This is a genomic window from Bacillus cereus group sp. TH152-1LC (genome assembly GCF_027710505.1).
Lineage (GTDB): Bacteria > Bacillota > Bacilli > Bacillales > Bacillaceae_G > Bacillus_A > Bacillus_A mobilis.
Genome location: NZ_JAQFNK010000002.1, coordinates 119,437 through 137,529, shown reverse-complemented (window position 1 = coordinate 137,529; position 18,093 = coordinate 119,437). Strand labels below are relative to the sequence as shown.

The window sequence follows — 18,093 nt, the reverse complement described above, 5'->3', positions numbered from 1 at the left end:
ATTATGCATATCACTCCACAATTTCTTGACATTTATTCCATATACTTAACATCTCATATTTAGGAAAGGAGCTACAACTTTGACACATTATATAGCAACAGGATTAGCAATTACTTCTTTATTATTCATTTCAGGATGTTCTAACAACGCCGAAACAGCACCGGCGAAGAAAGACACGGTGCAATCTCAGCCAAAACATACAGAAACAGTAACTACGAGTCCGCAAAACTTCTATAAGGAAACTACATCTGGAAAAATCGAGCACATTCACGGAATTGGCTTTGCAGGAAATATGCCTGGGGTTTCTATCGCCACTCATAGCGGGATAAAAGTTTACCAAAATGGAAAATGGCTTGAAACTAAGACTGAGCTACATGATTATATGGGATTTCAGGCAACAAAGAACGGATTCTTTGCCAGCGGTCATCCTGCACCAGGCACAAATTTAAAAAATCCTTTAGGGTTAATGAAAAGTTCTGATGGCGGTAATACCCTTGAAAAGCTAGCTTTTTACGGAGAATCTGATTTTCATAACCTTGCTGTCGGATATAATACAGAAGCCATTTATTTATACAATGAGCGTCCAAATTCTAAATTGCAACAAGGTTTTTATTTCAGTACGAACAACGGACAAGATTGGAAAAATAGTAAGTTAAAAGGTCTTTCAAGTACGATTCATTCCTTCTCCGTACATCCGGATCAATCTAGTGTAGTCGCGGTAAGTACTAAAGACGGTGTTTACTTATCTACAGATTACGGAAATACATTTGAACTATTCTCTACATCACTTGAATCAACAGCAGTTACATTAAGCAATGAAGAGGTTATTTACGCCCCTATCAATAAGAAAATCGTAACGAAGAAATCAATTGCTACAAATGAAGAGACAAACATACAAATTCCAGCTTTAGATGCTAAAGATGCAATTATGTACATATCACAAAACCCTCAAAATTCAGCTGAAATTGTATTTGCTACAATGAAAGCTAATGTGTTCCTTTCTACAGATGAGGGGAAAACGTGGAAGCAGATTACGAAAGAGGGAGCATTCCAATTTAATTAGAAAGGTGAATATAACGTGTTTTCAACAATTAGTGAATGGAGCTATCAACTCATGTCTCCTTTAATGGATGTCGCGAATGCTACGAAATCAGTACCTCTATTATTTGCGTTTTTATTAGGCGTAGTAGGTACCCTTGCTCCTTGCCAATTAACAGGAAACATTAGCACTGTTACACTTTATGGCAATCAATCTTTACAAAAAGGACATGCATGGAAACATATATTGTTATTCATTTTAGGAAAAATAATAGCTTTTACAACACTTGGACTATTCGTATGGTTTTTAGGAAAAGAGATGCAGCAAATATTAACTTTGTACTTCCCGTGGTTACGAAAAATAATTGGACCTTTATTAATTTTAATAGGGCTAATGTTGGCAGGTATTATAAAGAGCAGAAATTTCTTCTCAATCAAATTTATACGAAAACAAAATGAAGTTGGCTCATTTTTACTTGGGTTCTTCTTTTCCTTAGCTTTCTGTCCGACTATGTTCGTTCTATTTTTCGGAACGTTAATCCCTTTATCTTTCTCATATAATTATGGATACTTGTTTCCGACATTCTTTTCGATAGGAACTGCTCTCCCTATCGTTATATTACTGTTCATCATCTCCTACCTTGGATTAAATGGGGCACTACTTAAAAAGAGCCGAAAAATAGGAAAAAACATTCAACTTGTAGCAGGGATACTACTCTCTATTGGTAATACATACAAAAGGTAAGCTACAGTGAAATGAGCTTACCTTTTTTGCCAATTATATTTAACTCTTCTGCATGCCCTGTTGCTTCATCTCCCACTTTTTATACAGTAGTACTGCACCAAATAAAAATACCCCCGCAGCAAATGAAGCTACTGGTAACATTTTTATCATTTCATCAGGAAATACGAGCGGAAGTAATGGAAATGCATAAGCTGCTGGAATACTTACTCCAACGATTTTTAATAAAATAATCATTACTATCATATTTAATAAAGTGACTACAATCCATGAATCAATTGCAAAATACAATAAAGTTCCAACAGTTGCTGATGTAGTTAATACTAATATTTGTTTAAATGCCATTTTTTCATTGTATATCGGCCTTTGAAGTGATTCATACACGACAACTAGTATTGGCGGAATAACTGCTAATTGTTCATAACCAGTTATCCAACATAAACTGATCCACACGAAATTTAATATTAGAAATACAGTCATATATTTATATTGTATATTCACTTTTCTCTTAATACCGTTATTCAGTTTAAATATAAGAACACCTAGCATCAATATGAATGTCAAAATAAAAACCGAAATAACAAATGACCATTCAGTCGCATTTGTTACTAATGGTAATAAACCAGTTGCAATTGACGGTGCTAAATTGGATTGAATCACACGTAAAAACAGCATCATCAGTACAAGCGTTAAGCTTACTTTCCCTAAATAGACTATCTCCATTTGATTCACCATAAAACCGATCACAGCAGTTATTGACGGTGCAATAAAGATTTTTTCTGGTTGTCTTAACCATCCTGGCTCACGATACGCCCATAAAGCAATTGCCATTGCTGCTATTTCCGGCAAAATGACTTCTGGATCATTTAATAACACACCTGCTGTTACCATAGCTAAAATAAATAAAATTGCAATCGTATATGAGATGATAATTTCTTTCTTTGAAATTACTGCATTCATTATTACATACTCCTTTTTCTTATTACTTTCATAATGTAAAATAACACGTTAATATACCATACTAAGGTATTGTATATTAACATGTTTTCTATTTCAAGTATTAGTAGTTATTTACACTCACTCTTATCCCATACACTTACAAAACAAGGAATGTTTACAGGCATTGACACTTATTAAAAGATACGTTACAATAACTATACATTAGTAAGTAACTAATGTAATTAAAACTAACTAGAGGTGAATCAAATGAAAAACATTTTATTCCGTATTAACGAATTATCAAAAAAAGAAAAAGCATCTGGATTAACAGTTGATGAAAAACAAGAACAACAAATGTTGCGTCAAAACTATACAAAAACATTTCGTGGAAGCTTAGATTCCATTTTATTAAACACAAAAATTGTTGATCAACATGGTCTTAACGTTACACCAGCCGCATTACAAGATGCTCAAATACGTTTAAAATTAAGCAAATGAAATCAAAGCTAAAAAAACAATCTTATAAAACATAAAAAGAGCCGGAATTCCTATTTAGAAATTCCAGCTCTTTTTATTGTTTTTTCTAATTTAACATATGAACGATACATCGCAATTCTCCACGATACAATCATCGTAAATGCGAGCAAGAAAAACATTCCGCTTAACTGTGCTAAATCAATTGATTGACTTAAATATGATTTTAGCGCTACTCGTACAACCAATAATCCGACTAAAATAAATATAAATGCTTTTGACGGTTTCATAAATATATGTTCGGCCCTTATTTCGAGCTTAGTTGTTTTAATTAGAAATATAGAAAAAATAAGTCCTACGCTAATTGCCTCTACTATTTCTAACGATGTTAATCGAAACTCCGGTATGAAGTACATCATTGCACCAGTACTCATAAAAATTGGCGGTAATATAATTTTCTTTTTCGTTACCGGTTTTTTCGCTGCTTTAAAGCGCAGAAACATGACACCAATAGCCATACAAACCGCTACAATACTTGATAAAAGTGCTATCATACTCTCCCCACTCCTATCTACTTAACAGACTTTTTGAGCAAAATCATAAACCAAACGAGCCCGATACTTATAATAACATGACCTAATCCAGCCATATGGCTTAAACCGTTAAAGTCAGTTCCATTTACTTGTAGAAGACCTCTCCATAGCATTGTAGCAATAGTAAAAATTAATCCTACATTATAAACAACAAACCATGTAATAAAGCTCTTTGTTTCTTGTACATGAAACACTTTACATAAAGCTAAAGCAATTAAAAAGAATACGAAACCGAGCACTAATACATGTGTATGCACCAATTGCAACATTGTGGACCCTTTAATTCCCTGTGCTTTCGTATACTCTCTTGCAAATACTCCTGATAATAAACCAATAATTAAGTAAATGAATGCCGCATTATATAACCTCTTCATTTTATTCCTCCTGTTTTAAACTTTCTATATTCGCTGCAATTATTTTAAGCAAAGTTTATGAACGGAATATGAACAAAATATTACATTCAACTTTTGAAAATAAAAAAGCCATCCCACAATTCATAATTGCGGAATGGCTTTTCAACTTATTTTAAATCTTCTATCGAGAAAGCGCCTGGAAGTAATTGCTCAACAGTCACTTCTTTTTCATCGCCTTTTACATTCGTTAGTAAAACTGGCATTTTCGGTTCACAGAATTCAGCTATCACTTGTCTACAAGCACCACATGGTGAAATCGGTCCATCCGTTTCGCCTGTAATAACTAAGTAACTAAAATCGCGCTCACCTTCTGATACTGCTTTAAAGATCGCTGTTCTTTCTGCACAGTTACATAAACCGTAAGAAGCATTTTCTATATTACAACCAGTATAGATTTTACCTTCTTTCGTAACTAACGCTGCACCAACAGGAAATTTTGAATACGGAATATATGCTTTTGCTAACATCTTATTTGCTTCTTCGATATATTTTTTCTTATCCATATTATTTCCTCCTCAAAGTAAGTGTAATTATGATTAGTCAGTAATAACTGTATGAACTAATTTAGGAGCCACTGCTGTTTCAGCGATAGAAATGTTCTCATAGATTTTTGCTTTTACATCTTCTACATTTTCACGGTTTGCATAGATTGTTACGAATGGTTCGCCTTCTTTTACTGCATCGCCAACTTTTTTACGTAACATTAATCCTACTGCTAAATCGATTTCATCTTCTTTTGTTGCACGTCCAGCACCTAGTAACATAGCTGCGATACCGATTTCATCTGCAACAATGTTAGAAATAACACCTGAAGTTTTAGCCGGTACATCAATTACATACTTCGCCTGTGGCATTTTTTCTGGATTGTCTACAATTGAGCTATCTCCGCCTTGATTGCTTAAGAACTCTTTAAACTTCTCAGTTGCTTTTCCGTTTTTCATAACTTCAATTAGCATTTCACGAGCTTCTTCTAACGTATTTGCTTTTTTCGCAAGTACGACCATTTGACTTCCTAATACAAGTACTAATTCTGTTAAATCTTCTGGACCTTCACCTTTTAACGTATCAATCGCTTCTTTCACTTCTAGAGCATTACCAATCGCAAATCCAAGCGGTTGTGACATATCTGAAATAACAGCCATAGTTTGACGTCCTACATTATTTCCGATACGTACCATTGCATGTGCTAATTCTTTTGCATCTTCTTCTGTTTTCATAAATGCGCCAGCACCTGTTTTTACATCAAGTACAATTGCGTCAGCGCCAGCTGCAATTTTTTTACTCATAATTGAACTTGCGATTAAAGGAATTGAGTTTACTGTTCCTGTTACATCGCGTAATGCATAAATCTTTTTATCTGCAGGTGTTAAGTTTCCTGTTTGTCCAATAACAGCTACTTTGTCACGGTTTACAATATCAATGAACTGCTCTTTCGTAATTTCAACGTGGAATCCTTCTACCGCTTCTAATTTATCAATTGTTCCGCCTGTATGTCCTAAACCACGACCAGACATTTTTGCTACTGGTACATCTAAAGCAGCTACTAATGGTCCTAATACTAAAGTTGTTGTATCACCAACACCGCCAGTTGAATGTTTGTCTACTTTAATTCCTTCAATTGCTGATAAGTCGATCGTTTCTCCAGACTCCACCATTGCCATCGTTAAATCTGCACGTTCACGATCTGTCATATCTTTAAAGAAGATTGCCATTGCAAGTGCACTCACTTGATAATCAGGAATACTTCCATCTGTATATCCATTAATAAAGAACTTGATTTCTTCAGTCGTTAATTCTTTGCCGTCACGTTTTTTTGCAATAATATCTACCATTCTCATTACAATCACCATTCCTTTTTATATGATATAAATCTATTAAAATAATAAACCAACGATTGTTGCTGATAAGAAACTTACTAATGTTGCACCGAACAGTAATTTCAAACCAAATCTCGCGACTACATTCCCTTGCTTTTCATTTAAGCTCTTAACTGCCCCTGCAATAATTCCAATTGAAGAGAAGTTTGCAAATGAAACTAAGAATACAGATATAATCGCTGTCGTTCTGTCTGAGAAATTAAAGTTTCCTTGTGCTAAATCTGTCATAGCGACAAATTCATTTGATACTAATTTTGTTGCCATAATATTTCCGGCATTAACTGCTTCATGCCAAGGTACACCCATAATAAATGCAAATGGTGCAAATACATAACCAAGGATTTCTTGGAATGAGATACCAATCACACCTTTAAATACGGCATTAATGAATGCGATAAGAGCAACGAAACCAACTAGCATAGCTGCTACTGTAATCGCAACTTTAAATCCATCTATAATGTATTCTCCTAATACTTCAAAGAAAGTCTTTTTCTCTTCTTCTTGTACTTCTAACATATCTTCTTCTTCAGTAACTTCATACGGGTTAATGATAGAAGCGATAATAAAACCACCGAACAAGTTAAGAACTAAAGCGGTTACAACATATTGCGGTTTTAATAACACCATATATGATCCGACGATAGACATTGAAACGGTAGACATTGCAGATGCACATAATGTATACATTCTTTTCTCTGGCAATAATCCTAGTTGCTTCTTAACTGAAATAAACACTTCAGATTGTCCTAAAATCGCCGAAGCAACTGCATTATATGATTCTAGTTTCCCCATTCCATTTACTTTACTTAATGCTAGACCGATAGATTTCACAATAATAGGTAACACTTTAATGTGTTGCAAAATACCTATTAAAGCTGAAATAAATACGATTGGCATTAATACACTTAAAAAGAACGAAAACTCTTTTTGATTTACTAATCCACCAAATACGAAATTCACACCATCAGCAGCATATTTTAATAACTCTCCAAAACCATCTGCTATTCCGCTAATTAATATATTCCCTACACTTGTATTTAATAATAAAAACCCCAAAATGAATTGTAAAATAACCATCGTTATGATTGGGCGATATTTGACTTTCTTTCTATTATTGCTAGCAAGCCAAGCGATACCTAAAATCAATACGAGGCCAAAAATACCAATTAAGTATTTCATAAGCCGTCTCCTCCCATTCGTATCCGCTTACATTTTTTTCAATTGTTAAAGCAATAGATACACTTTACTTTGTGTATCTATTGCTTTTGACTTCATTAATGATTAGTAGTTATCTGTAGCACCTTTTGCATCATTTAATACGATTGCAACACTAGCACTCGCTCCAACGCGAGAAGCTCCAGCAGCTACCATTTTGTCTGCATCTTCACGTGTACGAACGCCACCAGATGCTTTTACACCAACGTTTGGTCCTACTGTTTTACGCATTAATGCGATATCTTCAGCAGTTGCTCCGCCAGTTGAGAATCCAGTTGAAGTTTTTACGAAGTCAGCACCAGCTTTTACTGATAATTCACAAGCGCGTACTTTCTCTTCATCTGTTAATAGGCAAGTTTCAATGATTACTTTTACAAGAGCTTTTCCTTTTGCTGCTTGTACTACTTCATAAATATCTTTTTCAACGAACTCGTTATCGCCATCTTTTAAAGCGCCTACGTTGATTACCATATCAACTTCAGTTGCACCTTTTGCGATAGCATCTTTTGTTTCGAAAGCTTTTGTTTCAGTAGTGCTTGCTCCTAATGGGAAACCGATTACAGTACAAACATCTACGTCATGTCCAGCTAATTCTTCAGCAGCTAGCTTCACCCATGTAGGATTAATACAAACAGAAGCGAATTTATATTCCTTTGCTTCTTCGATTACTTTCATAACATCTTCTTTTGTAGTATTAGCTTTTAAAATTGTATGGTCAATTAACTTTGCAATATTCATTATCTTCACTCCTCATATCTTTTAACAACTTCATTCTAACCCTTAGTTGAACAAATGTAAATACACTTTTGAAATTTTGTTCATTCTTTTTTAGAAGGGAATCTCTTGTAGTAAATAAAGCGCATTCTATCTAAGAAACACTTCATATATAAAATGAAAACTTTTATATTAACAGTGGTAGTATGTATCTCAATATCCATAATTATTTTAAAAAAGGCAATTTGTATTCAAAAACACTCCCATAATTCATACATAGTAAAATAAAAGGCTTTCTCAAAATTAACATCTTGAGAAAGCCTTTTATTTCTAATCTTTTTGATACTGTAACAATTCCTTCGCCGTATGCTGATCAATAATTAATACATTTGCATACCCGCCACGTAACGCACCATCAATTGATTTTATTTTTCTATTACCACCGGCAACTAAAATAGAGCGTTTCTTTAATTTCAGTTCTTCTAACTCAATTCCAATAGTCCGTTTATTAATTTCTTCACTACTAATATTTCCATCTCCATCAAAGAAACGTGAACAAATGTCACCGACCGATTGTTTTTTGAGTAAACTTGTTTCATCCTTATCGAAATAGCCTAATCGGAATAATAGCGCTTCGTCTCGCACTGTTCCTACAGTAAAAATTGCAATATTCGCTTGTTTCCCCATTTCGATAATGTGATGAATATGTCGATCCTGTTCTACTAATTCTTTTGTCACTGCATTATCGAATATTACTGGTAATGGTAAATTTCTTGGCGTCGTTTGAAAAGCATCTGCAAATAAAGCAATGGTCTCATTCGCATATGTATTTACACTCGAATGACTAATACCACCTTTTAACTGGACAACTTCTACACCTTTTACATGTTGTGGTACGATTTTTCTAGCGATTTCATACATCGTCATTCCCCAGCTTACACCAACGATATCACCGTTTTTAACCGTCTTTTCCATATACTCAGCTGCATATTTACTAATATACTCTGTAATCGTTGCATATTCTGGCACTGGAGAAAATACGACATGTGCCTCTAGCAAGTTGTACTTTTCTTTCAGTAAATTTCCAACGTTATCTAGATCAGCAAATGGATCGGCTATACTAATTTGAACAAATCCTTTTTCTTTCGCGTACTTTAATAGTCTAGAGGTCGTCGGCCTTGAAATATTTAATTTGTTAGCAATTTCTTGCTGACTATAATCTGATTGATAATATAATCTTGCAACTTCAACACTTAATTGTTGTTTATCTTTATCCATAATAACTTATTACATATCCTTCCCTGTATTTCCTTTTCGTTACAAGCATTATACAGCTTTATGCAATAAATTTCGACTAATGAATTTTATCTAACTGAACTTCTACTACACTTAGTATTTAAAATGAAACTTTAATCAATGTTTTTTATCCATCCCCTATTAGTTATCATCCCGCCCCCATAATGTACGATTTTTCTTATAAAGCAAACCGGTCAGGTTATTGAAGAAGTCAGTTTTAAAGTTCAAATTAGATATATAAAATCAATATGAAGGTGTGAAATCAATTGTAAAATAGTAGTTTTGGAATAAGTAAATAAGAGAAATAATCAATAGTGATTATTTCTCTTTTCATATACATATTTATTTTTGGAAAAACAACCTCACTCCAAATACTAATAATACTGCGCCCGTAATACCCTCTATTGTACGGTTCACTCTTTCTTTTCTTAAAAAAGTTCTTAATTGACGTATGAGTGAGATATAAAGTAAATACCATACTGCTGTCAGAGTCGTAAATGTAACTCCTAATACAAGAAATTGGAGGAAATGATTTTGATTACTTACAATAAATTGGGGTAAAAAACTAAGGAAAAACACAGCAGTTTTTGGGTTTAAAATTGCCGTAGTAAATCCTTGTCTAAAGCTTTTAATTACCCCAATATCCTTAGAGTCCCTTTCTACTGAACCTGATATAGCTTCTTTTTTATATAAGGCACTTTTAATTGACTTTACAGCTAAGTAAATTAAATAAACTGCCCCAGCATATTTTATAAATGTAAATAACATAGCAAATTTCATTAAGATGGCAGAGAGTCCTAGCGTAGCCATTATTGTATGAATCATCATTCCAGATATCGTTCCTAAGACAGTCTTTATCCCACCATTTTTACCATGCGAGATAGTATTTTTTGTAACTAGTGCAAAACCAGGACCAGGCATCATTATGATTAACATTGCTGTAAGGATAAATAGTAGATAATTTTCCATGTTCTAGTATTTCCTTTCCAATTTTTAGTTTTGCTTACAGTATAACTTTTTTCATTAAAACATTACATATAAAAAGCTTGATCAGAAGTTTATCTAAGGTATTAGTATCGATTCGATTAAACATTACCCTAAAACTACATGAATAAAAAACATGAAAAATTTAAATATCAAATTACAAGTCCAACTCTCACAAAAACAGGATAAAAAAATAAACAGCGGAACTAGTCCACTGTTTACTTCGCCACACCTTCATGTAATTTTTCTGTATAATCTTTGACATCTTTCCAGCTGTCTTTCGCTGTATGTAAATCTTCTTTTATAAACGTAAACTCTTCAGGGCTGATTCCTTTTACGTTTTGTAGTAAATTATTATATTTTGCCCCTACTGTATACCATTGATTTGATATATTTTGCAATGCTGTAATTGCTGCATCAATCGTTTCAGTCATATTTGTTGTTTTATTTTTTACATCTGTCAAAATTGCAACTTCTGCTTGTACGCCAGAAATTCTATCTTTTAAATTGGCTATTTCTCTTTCTGCATTTGCGATATCTTTTTTCGCAATGGCAATCATCGGTCCGCCAGCAAGACATGTAATTAGTGCTACGCAAAGTACGCCACCAGCAATGACCATATCATTACTCTTTTTGATTGAATCGTTATATGTATTGATTTGTTGCTCTAGAGCTGGAATACCAGCATTCGTACTTGCCAAAATCGCTGTTAATTGATTTGTATCCTCTTTAAAACTATTTGTGTCTTTCGCCATTCTATCGCGAAAAGCTTTCAAATCCCCTAATAATACATCTACCTCATTTTGATTCTTTACAATATCCGCATACAACTTTTCTAAATCCGCTTTTAACTTTACGCTATCCTTTTGATCAATCGCTATTAGCATGCTATTATAATACGTTTGAAAAGTATTATTGTAATTAATAATATTTTGATCTGTTTTCATAATTTGCGGCTTCATATAATTTAACCAATACGCCGCGTTAATCTTTGCCTCTCTTTGATGCTGAACCATACTTCCTTTAAACTCACTATTAATGGAATTTATTTTACTTAAATCAGTCTCTTGCTGATTTTGAATTAATTTTGCATATGAATCCATTGCAAATATGCTCGATGTCGTTTGCGCCATTACATCTTGGAATCCAGCTGGTCCGAGAGAATAATTTTTCGCATTTTCTTGCAATGTTTTTACATTTGGTTCTGCTGCAAAAGGATGTAAAGGAAATGCGTTACTCGTTGCCACCCCAGCAATCATTAACGCTAAAAGACATTTTTTATAAAATCTTTTCTGCATTCTTTTCACCTATTTTCTTTATAAGGGTATGAAAAACTCCTGCTCACAACTGAACAGGAGCTTCAAATCTTTCATCAATACGTAATGCTCTAACGATTCGTATTTGATTAAGCTTTTTTCGTATCTACTACTTTAATATCTTCCGCATAAATCTTTTCTGCATAGTCTTTAATGTTTTTCCAGCTATCTTTCGCAATGTTTAAATCTTCTTTAATGAAAACAAGGTCGTTTGGACTAATTGAATCTACATTTTGAAGTAAAGAATTGTATTTTGATCCCATTGTGTACCATTGGTTTGAAATGTTTTGCAACGCTGTAATTGCAGTATCAATTGTATTTGTTAAATACTCCGTTTGTGTTTTAATGTTCGTTAACCCAGCTACTTCTAATTGAGCAGTTGTAACTTGTCCTGTTATTTTTTGAATTTCAGCTTGTGCATTATCAAGCTCTTTCTTCGCTAATACGATTCCAGCTGTACCACCGCCTACAGCTGCTGCACCACCTGCAATTAACGCGACTCCTAGCGGCGTTCCTGCACCTGTAGCAATGACTACTGCACCACCAATAATGGCAATTGGCCCTAGAGCTGTCGCAACTGATGAACCGATAATAATTGCATTATACTTACTAATTGCTTCATTATACGTTGTAATTTGATTTTGCAGAAGCGGGATTCCTGCATCTTGACTAGCTAATATAGATGTAATTTGATTTGCATCACCCTTGAAGTTTTGCGTATCGGACGTCATTTTGTTTCGGAATTTCTTCAAGTCTTCTACTAACTGATCTACTTGCGCTTTATTTTCATTAATACTACTTGATAATCTAGTTAAACCTTTCGTAAGAGTCGCTTTATCTTTTGCGTCTACCGCAGTAACTAAAGTATCATAATAGTTTTGGAATTTCGTATTGTAGTTAATGATATTTTGATTCGTTGAAATAAGCTGTGGCTTTAATACATCTAACCACTGTTTCGCATTTCCTCTAGCTGTATCTTGGTGCTGAATTACTTTACCTTTTAAAGCAGTATCAACAGACGATACATTACCAAAGTTAACGTTCCCTTGTTTAATAATTGTTAAAGCGTACAGATCCATTACTAAAGCGTTTGAACCTGTTCTTTCCATTGCATCTTTTAAGCCTTCTGGTCCTAATGAGTATTCCTCATAGTCATTATAAGCTTTTGCTACCGCATGAATTGGAGCTTGTTTCACTGTACTTTCAGCTGCATACGTATGAGCTGGCATAATGTTTCCTGCTGCAAATACTGCCATAAGTGCTGATAGAGCCATTACTTTATAAGGTTTTTTTGTCATTTTTCTTCTCTCCCTATATCATTACTTATTTTTAATGTACTTCAACGTTTGTAACGTAATCTTCAAATTGATTCGTTTGCTTATTCATTTCATCACTTACTTTTTTAATTTGATTGAAATGTTTTTGAAGTAAACTACTATCTGTATATGTGCCTTCTTCAACATTCTTTTGAATTTGGATCATATTATTATTTAAAACTTTCCAATCTGTTAATAACGTTTCTAAAGTTGTAATTTGACGATCGATTAGTTCTGTAAAGCTACTTACTTGATCTTCAACAAATGTAATTTGTGTCGCTTCTGCTTCAGTTTGTGATAACTTTTGAATAAGTGGTAGTAGCTCTTTTTGCTTTTGCTGAATGCGAAGAGCCGCTTCCCTCGTTTGACTATCTGCAGCATTGACAATTTCATTACTTAAAGTACCGATAGAAACAAAATCAATTGTTTTCGTTTGTGCAGTTTGATTTGTAATTGTAAATACTTGTTTACCGATATTTATAGAACCTTTAATAATTTCTTGAGGTCTATTCAAAATAGTAGTTAGTTCAGCTTGAATTTCCCCTTGAATTCTTTTAATATCTTCTCTTAACTTCACAATATCTCCACTTGATCCTTGGAGTGTTTTTATTGCTTCATCAGCTTTAATCGATAAGTTATTGCTATCTTTGTCTAATACCGTTTTAAATCGATTTAACTCTAATAAATCTTGCTCCATACTCTCTTGGATGCTTTGTACTTGCAGTTGTAATTTTCCATATGCATTTGTAAAATCTGCTTTTGCTTGTTCATCTTCATTTACGTTTCCTGCTAGTTCATAGAGCTTACTATAATAGCTATTAAATCGAGTGCTATATCTCATCATCTCTTGATTTAAGTCGATTAGCTTCGGATTATATTCATCAATCCACTCTCTTACATTTGCCTTCGCAAACTTTTGATGATTCGTCAAACTACTCATCGCATTCACCTTAATGTCTGGCTGTTGTAAAATAACTAATCCGTATGCTTGTATAAGCGGTGACTGTGATCCTAACATTCGAATTGAATTGGATAATGTATTTGGAGCAATTACATTTTGTGCATATACTGCTTTCACCTCTGTTTGCCCCCCTTAGCGTAAGCGCTTACAGGAATGAAGCAACTCGTAGATACTGCTGTAACCAATAACCCTGTAATTAAAGTCTTTTTCACTTTAACTCCTCCTATGTATTAGCAACTATTACTATCGCATTTTATTATTCTATTTTCTTACACATAATTTGAGATGGTTAAAATAGAGAACGTTCTCACCGCGATCCATGTATGAACCACCTCTCTCAACTTTTATTGCTACAGTACTTACTTATTGTTATAAAACATTTCATATGTGATTAGTATGAATAACATTGTATAAAATTTCTATTTTATCATTTCCACATTCACACAGTGAATATATTACATGAAAATATTATTCATTATAAACTAAAAAACGTACGTCAATATGAAATTCTGTTTTGTTTTCATGTAAGTTTTGTACTGTAAGGTCATTTAAACACAGCTATTTATATAACGTAAAGAAGTATTTTCACTCCCTTTATTTTCAAGATTTCCTGTCCTTATTTCAAAATATAATCCGCTTCACTATTCCAATTGAAATATCCATATATCACAACAAAAATCTCTACTTATTCACAGACATAAAAATTATATTAATATACCTTTTAGACTCATATGCAATTATGCATAGTGTATACACAAAAAGGATAGCTTCACTTTCATGAAGCTATCCTTAAAAAATCTTCTTACTTTTTCAAATGATATGGAACTGTCGTAATAACAACATTTCTTTTATAGAGTAAATACGCACGAATGAGTAAACTAGACTGGTTATGAAGAATGTTATGCCAACCTTTTTTCGGAATGAACTGTGGTATAACGACCGTAACTCGGTAATTTGATTCACTCGCTTTATATTGCACTGTATCAATAAACTTTGTTAGCGGTTGAAGAATGCTTCTATAATGCGAATGCAATGTAACGAGTCTTACTTCAGGTTGCCACTTCTTCCATTTCTCTTCGAATTTCTTTTCCTCTTCTCTGTCAAAAGCAACATATACAGCAATTACTTGATCTGCAGAAAGAGACTTCGCATAGTTCAATGAATTTTCTACCACATGTGTCATACCAGCCACAGGAACGACAATTACATTTCCTTCAATCGGAACAATTCTCTCACAAGTTTTTAAACTTAATTGATCGCCTACTGCATCATAATGCTTCTTAATTCGGTGGAACAAGAAGATAATGACAGGTAAGAAAATAAGGATTGACCAAACTTGTGCGAATTTAGTTAAAAAGAACATACTCATTACGATAAAACTAATGACTGCTCCTATTAAATTGACCGTTAATCGTAAAGCCCATCCTTCAGGTTTTTCGCGAAGCCATTTTAATACCATACCCGTTTGAGAAAGGGTAAACGGAATAAATACACCTACTGCGTATAACGGAATTAAATGTCCTGTTTGTCCTTGGAAAGCTACAATTAAAATAATCGATGCGATTCCAAGTATAATAATTCCGTTTGAGTATCCTAGGCGGTCTCCTCTAATCATAAACATTCTCGGTATAAATTTGTCTTTTGCAAGGTTAACTGCTAATAGTGGAAATGCAGAATAACCTGTATTAGCAGCCAGAATTAATATTAAAGCAGTTGTACCTTGTATGAAATAGTACATGAAATTACGTCCAAAAGTTTGTTCAGCAATTTGTGAAACAACCGTTACTTCCTTACTTGGATTAATGCCGTAATAATAAGCTAAAAAGACAATTCCTGAAAATAAAACGGCAAGTAATGCACCCATTGCAAGCAATGTTTTCGCTGCATTGTTTGGTGCAGGATCTTTAAAGTTTGGAATTGCGTTGGAGATCGCCTCAACACCTGTTAAAGCAGAGCTTCCTGAAGCAAATGCTCGTAGCAGTAAGAACAAACTAATTCCTGCAACTGGTGTTCCAATTGGCGTGTGTAATGTCGGTGAAACTTGACCAGTTATAATATTATAAATACCTACACCAATTAATATAAATAGTGCTAGAACAAATAAATAAACAGGATATGCTAAAACGGAAGCCGATTCCGTTACCCCTCTTAAATTTAAAATAGTAATAAATATAACAAATATAATCGCAATGATTACATTATGTGCATGTAAACTAGGAAAAGCTGATGTAAGCGCATCTGTACCTGCTGATACACTTACTGCAACAGTTAAAATATAATCGACTAATAAAGACCCTCCAGCTATTAACCCCGGATTCATCCCTAAATTTTCTTTTGATACAACATACGCTCCTCCACCATGCGGATAAGCGAAAATAATTTGTCGATAAGATAAAATAAGAGCAGTTAATAACACTAATACCCCAACAGCTATCGGAATGGAATACCAATAAGCTATTGCCCCAAGACCTGCTAATGCAATTAAAATTTGCTCCGGTCCGTATGCAACCGATGACAATGCGTCAGAAGATAATATGGCTAACGCCTTCGTTTTATTAAGCTTTTGCTCTCCTAACTCAGTTGATTTTAACGGCCTTCCAATTAAAAACTTTTTGATAGATGAAACCACTGCTGTCCACTCTCCAATAATTTTGTACGAACTTTTCTGCTAGTTACAGCGGATAAACGATTTCTTCAGAAAACAAAAAATGTCTACAAGCCATAACGAAATAGACTTGTAGACATTATATTTTTTGTCGCACAAGCTCCACCTTCCTTCTCAATATAACGCTTACGAGGTTAGCTGTCGGATTCGGGCCTATGAGTAGCCCTACCTTTTTCAAGGATTCACCCCATTGGATTAAGAACTAATCCATAAGAACGGGTCCCCCGTACCATGCGGTTTCAGCGATTTAGAAAATTGAAACTGTGGATTATAATACTCCTTTATTTTCAAAATGTAAACAAAAATTTTGAAAAAGAAAAAATTTAAATGATTGCGCATAATCCGCCGGTAAATATACATAATGAATATTAAAAAATCGATAAAGGAGACCCATATGTCTAAAGAAAAGAAGCCTATTTTTTCCGATTCCTATTTAGATGCATTAGCAAATGAAATTAATCAATTATACGGTAAACGTGAACAGGAAATAAATTTGACAGATAGAACGAAAAGAAATAAATAATTTGTCATAAAAAAGAAAGCAATACACTTATATATTGCTTTCTTTTTTATTTTTTCATACATCCAATTGTATTGCTGATTTGTTAAAGGTCATTTCTTCATACACCTTTAAGTTTTGATATACCGCACTCAATAATGGTGCTTCTATAGAAAATTGCTTTGCTATATCTAGTAAGTACCCCTGTAAGTGCTCACCTTCAATTCCAGAACCTTTTTCCATATCCCGCTGCATCGATGACTTCATATCATACGAAATTTTATCAATTGTTTTCATATGTTCCTGGACAATACCTTCCTTAACTGGTGCCCCTATATATTTCATAATTTGCACACATTCTTCAAATAAGTTTTGGATAAAATCGCGGCCACCTTCGCTTTCACGAATCGGTCCTATCGGTGCACGCATTAATGTTGTCACACCTGACATTACAGTGATGAATAAATATTTATGCCACATATCTTGTGTAATATTTTCACTTAAAACAAAACTAGATTTCGTACCTGCAAATGCTTTAGCAATATGCTTTATTCTCTCTGAATCTTGAGGTTTCATTTCTCCAAACAGAAGTCTGTTGGCAACACTCGTTTGTACAATTTCTCCTTGATTGTTTAACGTCGTCTCGATAAAGCATAAACCGCCAATCACTTTTTCCACGCCAAATTCTTGTTGTAATAGTGATACATGAGCAATACCATTTAACAATGGAATAATCACAGTATTTTCACCTACAAACGGCTTCAAATCTTGCATTGCCTCGTTTAAGTGATACGCTTTTGTTGAAAATAAAATGACATCAAATGAAGCAGTTCGATCTTCCTTCGTTATTAATTTCGGTTGGAAAGAAAAATCCCCGTTAACACTACGAATAACAAGCCCCTTTTCCTCTAATTGCTGTTTTCTTTTACTACGGACAAGAAACGTAACATCTTCTCCTTTTTCGACTAATCGCCCTCCAAAAAAGCCTCCAACGCCACCCGCTCCTAATACTAAAATACGCATACAACATCCCCCCTTTTCAAAATACAGT

17 protein-coding genes, 1 pseudogene and 1 riboswitch are annotated in these 18,093 nt (G+C 33.9%); of the genes and pseudogenes, 4 read left to right on the top strand and 14 right to left on the bottom strand.

The window, feature by feature from the left end:
• Positions 1 to 79 precede the first annotated feature (79 nt).
• Positions 80 to 1,063, top strand: coding sequence for a F510_1955 family glycosylhydrolase (locus tag PDL00_RS07295; RefSeq protein WP_242254022.1), 984 nt, complete (start codon positions 80 to 82; stop codon positions 1,061 to 1,063).
• A gap of 15 nt (positions 1,064 to 1,078) precedes the next feature.
• The gene (locus PDL00_RS07290; RefSeq protein WP_270728055.1) at positions 1,079 to 1,783 is read left to right on the top strand and encodes an urease accessory protein UreH domain-containing protein; all 705 of its coding nucleotides are present in this window, start codon (positions 1,079 to 1,081) and stop codon (positions 1,781 to 1,783) included.
• Positions 1,784 to 1,822: 39 nt separating this feature from the next.
• Here PDL00_RS07290 and PDL00_RS07285 read toward each other — a convergent pair whose 3' ends face one another.
• Positions 1,823 to 2,740 (bottom strand): hypothetical protein, encoded by a 918-nt coding sequence (locus PDL00_RS07285; RefSeq protein WP_270728052.1) that lies wholly within the window; start codon positions 2,738 to 2,740, stop codon positions 1,823 to 1,825.
• Positions 2,741 to 2,986: 246 nt separating this feature from the next.
• Here PDL00_RS07285 and PDL00_RS07280 point away from each other — a divergent pair, with 246 nt between their 5' ends.
• Positions 2,987 to 3,217, top strand: coding sequence for a DUF896 domain-containing protein (locus PDL00_RS07280; RefSeq protein ID WP_000789775.1), 231 nt, complete (start codon positions 2,987 to 2,989; stop codon positions 3,215 to 3,217).
• 50 nt (positions 3,218 to 3,267) lie between these two features.
• Here the strand turns inward: PDL00_RS07280 and PDL00_RS07275 are convergent, their stop codons facing one another.
• The 12 genes and pseudogenes from PDL00_RS07275 to PDL00_RS07220 all read right to left on the bottom strand — a co-directional run bounded on the left by PDL00_RS07275 (position 3,268) and on the right by PDL00_RS07220 (position 16,507).
• Entirely contained in the window at positions 3,268 to 3,747 is a 480-nt protein-coding gene (locus PDL00_RS07275; protein ID WP_242254016.1) for a CcdC family protein, read from the bottom strand.
• 17 nt (positions 3,748 to 3,764) lie between these two features.
• On the bottom strand, positions 3,765 to 4,160 hold the full coding sequence (locus PDL00_RS07270) for a DUF2871 domain-containing protein (protein WP_242254014.1): 396 nt from the start codon (positions 4,158 to 4,160) through the stop codon (positions 3,765 to 3,767).
• A gap of 146 nt (positions 4,161 to 4,306) precedes the next feature.
• On the bottom strand, positions 4,307 to 4,702 hold the full coding sequence (locus PDL00_RS07265) for a cytidine deaminase (protein WP_000358522.1): 396 nt from the start codon (positions 4,700 to 4,702) through the stop codon (positions 4,307 to 4,309).
• Positions 4,703 to 4,735: 33 nt separating this feature from the next.
• Complete coding sequence (locus PDL00_RS07260) at positions 4,736 to 6,037, bottom strand: pyrimidine-nucleoside phosphorylase (protein ID WP_001983022.1); 1,302 nt, start codon at positions 6,035 to 6,037, stop codon at positions 4,736 to 4,738.
• A gap of 36 nt (positions 6,038 to 6,073) precedes the next feature.
• Positions 6,074 to 7,255, bottom strand: a complete 1,182-nt coding sequence (locus PDL00_RS07255; protein ID WP_000876173.1) for a NupC/NupG family nucleoside CNT transporter — start codon at positions 7,253 to 7,255, stop codon at positions 6,074 to 6,076.
• Positions 7,256 to 7,357: 102 nt separating this feature from the next.
• A complete protein-coding gene (deoC, locus tag PDL00_RS07250) occupies positions 7,358 to 8,029 on the bottom strand; it encodes a deoxyribose-phosphate aldolase (protein ID WP_001017444.1) in 672 nt (223 codons plus the stop codon).
• Between the two features lie 306 nt (positions 8,030 to 8,335).
• Entirely contained in the window at positions 8,336 to 9,283 is a 948-nt protein-coding gene (locus PDL00_RS07245) for a sugar-binding transcriptional regulator (protein WP_270728047.1), read from the bottom strand.
• A 360-nt stretch (positions 9,284 to 9,643) separates the two neighbouring features.
• The gene (locus PDL00_RS07240) at positions 9,644 to 10,270 is read right to left on the bottom strand and encodes a LysE family translocator (protein WP_270728045.1); all 627 of its coding nucleotides are present in this window, start codon (positions 10,268 to 10,270) and stop codon (positions 9,644 to 9,646) included.
• A 233-nt stretch (positions 10,271 to 10,503) separates the two neighbouring features.
• A complete protein-coding gene (gene nheC / locus PDL00_RS07235; protein ID WP_270728044.1) occupies positions 10,504 to 11,583 on the bottom strand; it encodes a non-hemolytic enterotoxin NHE subunit C in 1,080 nt (359 codons plus the stop codon).
• 107 nt (positions 11,584 to 11,690) lie between these two features.
• Positions 11,691 to 12,899 (bottom strand): non-hemolytic enterotoxin NHE subunit B, encoded by a 1,209-nt coding sequence (gene nheB / locus PDL00_RS07230; RefSeq protein WP_242254006.1) that lies wholly within the window; start codon positions 12,897 to 12,899, stop codon positions 11,691 to 11,693.
• A gap of 31 nt (positions 12,900 to 12,930) precedes the next feature.
• A pseudogene (gene nheA / locus PDL00_RS07225) lies at positions 12,931 to 14,090 on the bottom strand (non-hemolytic enterotoxin NHE subunit A).
• 590 nt (positions 14,091 to 14,680) lie between these two features.
• Positions 14,681 to 16,507 (bottom strand): APC family permease, encoded by a 1,827-nt coding sequence (locus PDL00_RS07220; RefSeq protein ID WP_270728041.1) that lies wholly within the window; start codon positions 16,505 to 16,507, stop codon positions 14,681 to 14,683.
• A 144-nt stretch (positions 16,508 to 16,651) separates the two neighbouring features.
• Positions 16,652 to 16,798: riboswitch (cyclic di-AMP (ydaO/yuaA leader) on the bottom strand.
• Between the two features lie 139 nt (positions 16,799 to 16,937).
• Here PDL00_RS07220 and PDL00_RS07215 point away from each other — a divergent pair.
• A complete protein-coding gene (locus PDL00_RS07215) occupies positions 16,938 to 17,066 on the top strand; it encodes a hypothetical protein (RefSeq protein ID WP_000031869.1) in 129 nt (42 codons plus the stop codon).
• A gap of 54 nt (positions 17,067 to 17,120) precedes the next feature.
• Here PDL00_RS07215 and panE read toward each other — a convergent pair whose 3' ends face one another.
• Complete coding sequence (panE, locus tag PDL00_RS07210) at positions 17,121 to 18,065, bottom strand: 2-dehydropantoate 2-reductase (RefSeq protein WP_270728039.1); 945 nt, start codon at positions 18,063 to 18,065, stop codon at positions 17,121 to 17,123.
• Between the last annotated feature and the right edge of the window lie 28 nt (positions 18,066 to 18,093).